This is a genomic window from Shewanella indica (assembly GCF_002836975.1).
In the GTDB taxonomy this organism is placed as follows: domain Bacteria; phylum Pseudomonadota; class Gammaproteobacteria; order Enterobacterales; family Shewanellaceae; genus Shewanella; species Shewanella indica.
The window spans coordinates 83,371-91,161 of record NZ_NIJK01000032.1 but is presented as its reverse complement, the minus strand read 5'-3'; the positions used below and the strand labels follow the sequence as shown (position 1 = coordinate 91,161).

The following is a 7,791-nucleotide window of genomic DNA, read 5'->3' as shown; positions in this document are numbered from 1 at the left end:
GAAAATTGAGCCACAGGACGTCGATAAAGGACGGTTTGGGGCGTCATATCGGGAGCTGCGGACCACTTAATCGCAGCTTCCCTAAGCAGTTACGTGCAAACTATGCTGATGTGCCGAATAGTATTATTGGTGCAATTGTCGATGCTAACTCTACTCGTAAAGATTTTGTTGCAGATTCAATTTTAAAACGTAATCCACAGCGTGTAGGTATATACCGTTTAATTATGAAGGCTGGCTCTGATAATTTTAGAGCGTCTAGTATTCAGGGGATTATGAAGCGAATTAAGGCCAAAGGTGTTGAAGTCGTTGTGTATGAGCCGGTTTTGAATGAAGACGAGTTTTTTCATTCTAAGGTAATTAAAGATTTAAATGAGTTTAAAGAGATCTCAGATGTAATTGTGTCTAACCGTATGGTTGATGAAATCCTTGATGTTTCAGATAAAGTTTATACACGTGATTTATTTGGTTCTGATTAGTCTTTAATTAATTTTAATGTGTTGAGAATATTATGAAATACTTAGTTACCGGTGCTGCCGGTTTTATCGGTAGTGCTGTTGTTGAAAAACTTACATCGGCAGGGCATTTGGTCGTTGGTGTTGATAATTTAAATGATTATTATGATGTAAATTTAAAGCATGCACGTTTAAAACGTATTGAACATGATAATTTTCAATTAAAAGTGTTGGATATATCCGATCGCAATGCTGTAGCATCATTGTTTAAAAATCAACAATTTGAACGTGTAATTCATTTAGCCGCACAAGCAGGCGTGCGTTATTCAATTGAAAACCCACATGCTTATGCAGATTCTAATTTGGTAGGGCATCTAAACATTCTTGAAGGTTGTCGTAATAACAAGGTAAGCCATCTTGTATATGCTTCATCTAGCTCTGTTTACGGTTTAAATAGTAAAACTCCATTTGCTACAAGTGATAGTGTAGATCATCCAGTTTCGCTTTATGCTGCCACAAAAAAGTCAAATGAGTTAATGGCACATAGCTACTCTCATTTATATGATATCCCGACCACTGGTTTACGCTTTTTTACTGTTTATGGCAGTTGGGGCCGCCCAGATATGGCACCTTATATTTTCACTAAAAAGATTTTAGATGGTGAACCCATTGATATTAATAACAATGGTGACATGTGGCGTGACTTTACTCACGTTGATGATATCGTTCAAGGTGTAGTGCGAATCGCTGATGTTGTGCCTAGTAGCGATCAATCCTGGACTGTCGAACAAGGCTCTCCTGCTACAAGTTCAGCGCCCTATGCTATTTATAATATAGGACATGGCTCACCTATTAATTTGATGGGGTTTGTTAAAGCTATTGAAGAGGAATTGGGGATAGAAGCCAAGAAAAATTTCCGTGAGATGCAGCCTGGTGATGTTTATCAGACTTATGCTGATGTTGAGGATTTATTTGTAGCAACTGGTTATAAGCCAAGGGTTGGTGTTAAAGAAGGTGTTGCTGAGTTTATTCAGTGGTTTAGGGATTTTTATGGAAAATAAAAAGCTTTTATTTGTTGTTAATGTAGATTGGTTTTTTATTTCTCACCGTCTACCGATTGCAATAAAAGCAATATCTAGCGGTTACGAAGTACACTTAGCTTGCACTGATACTGGGAAGCTTCAAGAGTTAACAAGGTTTGGTATTCATGTTCATGATCTTGTGTTTTCTCGAAGTGGGAATGGTTTGTTGAGTGAGTTAAGTACAGTAAAACAGCTTCGTAAAGTAATCAATAAGATTCAACCCGATATACTCCACGCTGTGACTATTAAGCCTGTAATATATTCTGGACTTGTATTACATACTATTACTAAAAAACCAAAGTTTGTAGCTGCTATTTCTGGTTTAGGTTATGTATTCTCCGCGGATAATCTTAGGGCAAAACTTACTAGATTAATCGTTAGTGTTTTATATAAATTGGCATTTAAACATAAAGCCAAGAAGATTATATTTCAGAACACAACAGATGAGAGTATTCTTTCTCAAGTAACCAGATTAAAGCCAATTGATAAGGCATTAATAAAAGGTTCTGGTGCTGATTTAAATGTTTATACTCATACAGAAGAGCCTGAAGCTGAATCTATTAAGATCTCAATGGCATGCCGGTTATTGAAAGAGAAAGGGGTTTATGAGTTTGTTGAAGCAGCAGATCTTGTTAAATCTAAGTATGCTAATGCTGAGTTTGTACTTGCTGGTACTCCTGATCCAGATAACCCCAATAGTATTACACAGCAAGAGTTAGATAAATGGCAGGCTAGTGGACTTATCACTGCTGTTGGACATTGTAATAATATTCCACAACTTTTTTCTCAATCACATATTGTTACAATGCCTTCATATTATGGTGAAGGTGTACCTAAAGTCCTTATCGAAGCTGCAGCATGTGGTAGACCAATCGTGACAACAGATAATCCTGGTTGCCGTGATGCCATCATTCCAGAAAAAACTGGAATATTGGTACCCATCAAAGATGCTGAATCATTATCTGATGCGCTCATTCGCTTAATTGAGTGCTCTAGCTTGAGGCAAGATATGGGAACAAAAGCACGACAGTATGCAATTAATGAGTTTGATGTTGAGAACGTGGTGCAAAAGCATTTAGATATATATAGAACACTACTGACAAGGTGAAATAAATGCACAATATTTTGTTGACGGGTGGGAGTGGCTTTTTAGGAAAGCACTTGCTTAACAATTTAAACAAGTACCAGGTTAGAGTATTAGATAGAAACCTTTCTAAGAAAGATAATCAAGTAACCTATTTTAAATCTTCGATCGATAGTCAAAGTAAATATTCATTGTTATTAGAGAATGTTGATACAGTAATCCACTGTGCCGCTCGTGTTCATGTAATGAATGAGCAATCATTAAATCCATTAAATGAGTTTCGTGAAGTCAATACAGCTGGAACCATGAATCTAGCTCGCCAGGCTGCAGAAATAGGTGTTAAGAGATTTATTTTTATAAGCTCAATTAAGGTTAATGGTGAGTCAACCGAGATTGGTAAACCTTTTAGAGCTAGTGATGAGAGAAGACCTGAAGATTTTTATGGGCAATCTAAATCAGAAGCTGAAGAGCAATTATTAGAACTTGCTAAAGGATCTGGACTAGAAGTCGTTATTATTCGACCTACATTGATATATGGGCCTGGTGTTAAAGCTAATTTTGCATCATTACTGAATTTAGTTTCAAAAGGTCTACCACTGCCATTTGGATGTATGACTGAGAATAAACGCAGTTTGGTTTCAGTAAAAAATCTTGTCGATCTTATTGTTACTTGTATCGACCATCCAAAAGCAGCCAATCAAGTATTTTTGGTTTCTGATGATAATGATGTCTCAACAGCCGCAATGGTAAAGTATATTGCACAGGCTCTCGGAAAGTTGAGTCGATTACTACCGGTACCTTTGTGGTGTTATCGCTTAGTGGGTAAGATTACGGGTAAGACTGATGTAGTTAATCGCTTATTGGGTTCCCTGCAGGTTGATATTTCTCATACTAAGGAAACATTGGGTTGGAAACCACCACAAACGCTAGAAGAAGGTTTCAAAGAAACCGCAGATGCATTTCTTTCTAATAAAAATAAATAGAGTACTGACATGATCCGTTTTATCGATTTTTTAGCTGCCGTCTTTGGCTTATTATTTCTTTGGCCGATTTTACTTGTTGTTACTATTATCGGCATGTTTGATACAGGCTCACCGATTTTTGTTCAGACTCGAGTTGGCAAAAATCAAAAACCGTTTAAACTAATTAAGTTTCGCACGATGTCCGTTGAGACTAAGTCAGTCGCCAGTCATCTCGCCAGTAATGCTTCCATCACCAAGCTCGGTGCATTTTTACGCAAAACCAAGATTGATGAGTTGCCACAATTAATTAACGTCGTAAAAGGCGAGATGAGTTTAGTCGGCCCTCGTCCAAACTTATTTAATCAAGAAGAGTTAATTAAAGAGCGTGATGCGTTAGGTGTATATGCTGTTTTGCCAGGAATCACTGGTCTGGCTCAGGTACAAAACATCGATATGTCTACACCGGCTTTATTAGCTAAAACTGATAAGCAGATGATTGATAGCTTAACAGTTAAAGATTACTTTAAGTACATCATCATGACTATCACAGGCAGTGGTTCTGGTGATGCGGTAAAGCCTAAATAGTTTTTAGTAGGAAGATATTTAATAATGAAAGTTGCAGTTGCTGGCACTGGTTATGTAGGTTTATCAAACGCGATGCTTTTGGCTCAAAACCATGAAGTTGTCGCGGTTGATATTGTTCCTGAAAAAGTAGCGATGCTTAATGAAAAAAAATCTCCAATTGTCGATGTTGAAATTGAAGATTTCTTAGCTAATAAATCATTAAACTTTAAAGCTACACTCGATAAGGAAGTGGCATACAAGAATGCTCAATATGTCATTATCGCGACACCTACTGATTATGATGTTGAAACCAATTATTTCAATACATCATCTGTAGAGGCGGTAATTAAAGATGTGATGTACATAAACCCTAATGCTGTTATGGTTATTAAATCAACTGTACCAGTGGGTTACACTGATCGCATTAAAGTAGAGTTAGGATGCAAAAATTTAATCTTTTCACCAGAGTTTTTACGTGAAGGTCGTGCGTTATATGATAACTTGCATCCGTCTCGTATTATTGTTGGTGAGCGCTCTGAACGAGCTCAAGTGTTCGCCAATTTATTAGTTGAAGGGGCTGTAAAAGAGAATATCGAAGTGCTGTTTACTGACTCTACAGAAGCTGAAGCCGTTAAGTTATTTTCTAATACCTATTTAGCGCTTCGTGTTGCTTATTTTAATGAGCTAGATTCTTATGCTGAATCGCATGGTTTAGACTCACGTCAAATTATTGAAGGTGTGGGGTTAGACCCACGAATTGGCAATCATTACAATAATCCCTCATTTGGTTATGGTGGTTACTGTTTACCTAAAGATACTAAGCAATTACGTGCTAATTATGCTGATGTCCCTAATAACATCATAAGCGCGATTGTTGAATCTAATACCACCCGTAAAGACTTTATTGCTGAATCAATTTTAAAGCGTAACCCTAATCGCGTTGGTATTTATCGACTCATTATGAAATCGGGTTCGGATAACTTTAGAGCGTCAAGTATCCAGGGCATCATGAAGCGCTTAAAAGCAAAAGGTATTGAAGTGGTTGTGTATGAACCTGTTTTACATGAAGATGAATTTTTCCACTCTAAAGTGATTAAATCACTAGAAGACTTTAAAGCAAGCTGCGATGTGATTGTGTCAAATCGGATGGTGGATGAAATCCGTGATGTCGCAGATAAAGTTTATACGCGTGATTTATTTGGCTCTGATTAGTATTCATCATCAGCCCATAAAAAAATGGTTAGCTCAAAAGTAGCACATTGACTGCTATCTATTGGAAGAGACACTGTAATGCCTTGGTTTAGCTAGAAAGTTGCCGATGCAAATCGTCTCAGTTTGCGATAAACGCGCGATTCAGTGTCTCATGGGGTATTTTTAAATTTGGTACCCAAAACTATGGCCAGACCTATAGCTTAGGTATCGTGTTCTCCAAGTGCTAGTTGGTCGGTACCCCTTGGCGTCGATATCCTTTCATAACTAGCTACGATGGTGATCCCTATGGCACGATTGATGTGATAACATGAGTGTCTTCGCGGTTGTATTGTGGTCGAGTCACGTACTTTAAGATGTAGTACATTATGAACTTAAATTTTTTGGAGCGAAAAATGGATTTTTTGCAAAGCTTGTTTGGTTTGAAACGCACGCATAAACGTGTGGTAAGCCTTATCATAGATGCTTTATTTCTCAGTTTCGCATTTTGGTCTGCATTGCTAGTGCGCATCGATGACATTGCAGTTCTGGCCAACGCCCGCTATTGGCTGCTACTTTCTATGGTTGTCCCTTTGAGTTTAGTGGGTTTTGCAAAGCTTGGGTTATATCGAGCGGTATTGCGCTACATGGGGCTGCAGGCCCTTACCGCCATAGGTTTTGGCGTGATGCTCTCAACCATTATGTTGGTCCTTTTTGCCTTTTATGTTGATGCGCAACTGCCGCGAACCGTACCAATCATTTATGCTGCATTTTCATTAGTGTTTATCGGTGGCACCAGGGCTATTGTTCGCTCTCTGGTGGGGGCGGGCATGAAGCGTATCGGGGAACCTGTCATTATCTATGGTGCGGGTGTTAGTGGCAGACAGTTGTTAACTGCACTTTCACAAAGCCATGAGTATTACCCTTTTGCGTTTGTCGATGANTTATCTATGGTGCGGGTGTTAGTGGCAGACAGTTGTTAACTGCACTTTCACAAAGCCATGAGTATTACCCTTTTGCGTTTGTCGATGACGATCAAACACTGCACGGTACTGTGATTCAGGGAGTACATGTTCATTCACCTTCAATCATTCGGACGTTACTCAAGCAAAAAGCGGCCACTAAGATATTGCTGGCCATTCCCAGCGCACCTCGCTCTCGTCGTCAGGCGATTTTGGAGCAGTTAGAAACGCTGGCTGTACAAGTGCTTACCTTGCCTGCGATGGCTGATCTCGTCAGCGGTAATAAGCTTTATAGCGATATTAAAGAAGTTGAAATTGATGATCTGCTCGGGCGCGATTGCGTAACGCCCAGAGCCGATCTGTTGGCGGCCAATATTCGTGACAAAGTTGTTATGGTTACGGGGGCCGGAGGTTCTATCGGTTCTGAGTTATGCAGACAGATACTAAAACAGTCACCTAAAAAATTGGTGCTATTTGAATTGTCTGAGTTTGGTTTGTATTCCATCGACCGCGAACTTAATGCCATCGCTAAAGAGTTATCTCTCGATGTGAAGATCTATCCCATGATGGGTTCAGTACAGAGAGAGAATCGTGTTCAAGCTGTGATGGAAGCTTTTGAGGTGCAAACCGTTTATCACGCCGCAGCTTATAAGCATGTCCCCCTTGTCGAGCATAACGTTGTTGAAGGTGTGCGTAACAACGTGTTTGGTACTTTATATACTGCTCGCGCCGCCATTGCAGCGAATGTTGAAACATTTGTGCTAGTGAGTACTGATAAGGCTGTTAGGCCAACGAATGTGATGGGAACAACGAAGCGTATGGCCGAGTTAGTCCTTCAAGCACTGGCGGATAAAGGAAGTGCTACTCGTTTTTGTATGGTTCGATTTGGTAATGTTTTGGGCTCTTCCGGATCTGTTGTGCCGCTATTTAGAAAGCAGATAGCCAACGGTGGCCCTGTAACAGTAACGCATCCAGAAATTACCCGCTTCTTTATGACCATACCTGAAGCTTCTCAGTTGGTGATCCAAGCTGGTGCTATGGGTAAAGGCGGTGATGTGTTTGTGCTCGATATGGGCAAGTCAGTGAAGATTGTTGATTTGGCAACCAAGATGATTCGTCTAAGTGGCTTTGAAGTCAAAGATGATAAGCATCCTGACGGTGATATTGCCATTGAATTCACAGGGTTACGTCCAGGCGAAAAGCTTTATGAAGAGTTGCTTATCGGAGATGACGTGACAGGCACTGAGCATGAGCGGATTATGACGGCCAATGAAGTCTTTTTAAAATGGTCGGAACTCGAAGTGATCTTGGCGCGTTTAGACAAAGCGTGTCATGAGTTCCAGCATGAAAAGATAAGAGACATTCTTCTTTCTACACCAACAGGCTTTAGTCCGACGGATGGTATTTGTGATTTAGTCTGGCTGCAGAAAAATCATGGTAGTAAGAACAATGGTCGTAAGGACAAAAAAGTCATTCCTCTGGTTTCTTAATTTATCT

The 7,791-nt window shown here is 39.6% G+C and carries 6 protein-coding genes and 1 pseudogene; all 7 read left to right on the top strand.

Features of this window, described 5'->3' with window-relative positions:
- Positions 1-476: UDP binding domain-containing protein (locus CX650_RS10860; RefSeq protein WP_276328239.1), on the top strand; the 476-nt coding region annotated here is incomplete at its 5' end.
- A 32-nt stretch (positions 477-508) separates the two neighbouring features.
- The gene (locus CX650_RS10855; RefSeq protein ID WP_101095821.1) at positions 509-1,513 is read left to right on the top strand and encodes an NAD-dependent epimerase; all 1,005 of its coding nucleotides are present in this window, start codon (positions 509-511) and stop codon (positions 1,511-1,513) included.
- Positions 1,503-2,642: a glycosyltransferase family 4 protein gene (locus CX650_RS10850; protein WP_101095820.1), complete on the top strand. Its 1,140-nt coding sequence runs from the start codon at positions 1,503-1,505 to the stop codon at positions 2,640-2,642. Before CX650_RS10855 ends, CX650_RS10850 begins: the two co-directional genes overlap by 11 nt.
- A gap of 5 nt (positions 2,643-2,647) precedes the next feature.
- Positions 2,648-3,601, top strand: coding sequence for a UDP-glucose 4-epimerase family protein (locus CX650_RS10845; RefSeq protein ID WP_101095819.1), 954 nt, complete (start codon positions 2,648-2,650; stop codon positions 3,599-3,601).
- A 9-nt stretch (positions 3,602-3,610) separates the two neighbouring features.
- Positions 3,611-4,165, top strand: a complete 555-nt coding sequence (locus CX650_RS10840; RefSeq protein ID WP_101095818.1) for a sugar transferase — start codon at positions 3,611-3,613, stop codon at positions 4,163-4,165.
- A gap of 24 nt (positions 4,166-4,189) precedes the next feature.
- Positions 4,190-5,356: a nucleotide sugar dehydrogenase gene (locus tag CX650_RS10835; protein ID WP_101095817.1), complete on the top strand. Its 1,167-nt coding sequence runs from the start codon at positions 4,190-4,192 to the stop codon at positions 5,354-5,356.
- A 392-nt stretch (positions 5,357-5,748) separates the two neighbouring features.
- A pseudogene (locus CX650_RS10830) lies at positions 5,749-7,784 on the top strand (polysaccharide biosynthesis protein).
- Positions 7,785-7,791 lie beyond the last annotated feature (7 nt).

Excerpts from the sequence above, each read along its gene's own strand:
- CX650_RS10845 (WP_101095819.1), top strand. The coding sequence starts at position 2,648 with ATGCACAATATTTTGTTGACGGGTGGGAGTGGCTTTTTAGGAAAGCAC.
- CX650_RS10850 (WP_101095820.1), top strand. The coding sequence starts at position 1,503 with ATGGAAAATAAAAAGCTTTTATTTGTTGTTAATGTAGATTGGTTTTTT.
- CX650_RS10855 (WP_101095821.1), top strand. The coding sequence starts at position 509 with ATGAAATACTTAGTTACCGGTGCTGCCGGTTTTATCGGTAGTGCTGTT.
- CX650_RS10835 (WP_101095817.1), top strand. The coding sequence starts at position 4,190 with ATGAAAGTTGCAGTTGCTGGCACTGGTTATGTAGGTTTATCAAACGCG.
- CX650_RS10840 (WP_101095818.1), top strand. The coding sequence starts at position 3,611 with ATGATCCGTTTTATCGATTTTTTAGCTGCCGTCTTTGGCTTATTATTT.